This window comes from Kocuria sp. WN036, assembly GCF_002287015.1.
GTDB lineage: Bacteria > Actinomycetota > Actinomycetes > Actinomycetales > Micrococcaceae > Kocuria > Kocuria rosea.
The window spans coordinates 1-538 of sequence record NZ_NSKF01000076.1; the positions used below are offsets into that span (position 1 = coordinate 1).

At 76.2% G+C, this 538-nt stretch carries 2 pseudogenes; both read left to right on the forward strand.

The annotated features are described in order from the left end of the window. Positions 1–189: pseudogene (locus CK505_RS18115) on the forward strand (ketol-acid reductoisomerase); the annotation flags it as partial. A gap of 157 nt (positions 190–346) precedes the next feature. Then, a pseudogene (locus CK505_RS18120) lies at positions 347–538 on the forward strand (CPBP family intramembrane glutamate endopeptidase); the annotation flags it as partial.

Sequence of the window (538 nt, forward strand, 5' to 3'; positions counted from 1 at the left end):
GCCGACATCCAGGACGGCACCTTCGCCAAGCGCTTCATCGAGGACCAGGACAACGGGGGCGCCGAGTTCAAGAAGCTGCGCGAGAAGGAGGAGTCCCACCCGATCGAGGTCATCGGCCGGGAGCTGCGCAAGCTCTTCGCGTGGACCTCGCCGGACGCCGACTACGTCGAGGGCACCGCGGCCCGCTGATCCGCACCCGCCCCCACCGCCGCGCGCGGCGCGGGGGCACCGGCCGAGGGGCCGCGTCCGCACGTCATGCGCCGAGCATTCCGTGCGGACGCGGCCCCTCGCCGCGTCCGGCGTCCTACCCTGGGGGCGGAGCCGGTCGCCGCGATCCCGGGGGGGGGTGGTCCGCACGGCGGACGTCGGAGCACGGGCACAGCAGCCCGGGCCGGGCCTGCGGGGGCGGGTCGCCCGGCACCAGCTGCCGGCCTTCTTCGTCCTGACGTACGCGTGGTCCTGGACGTGCTGGGCGCCCCTGCTGCTCGGGGCGGGCGGCACGCCGCTGCTCCTGCTCGGCGGCCTCGGCCCGTTCGTG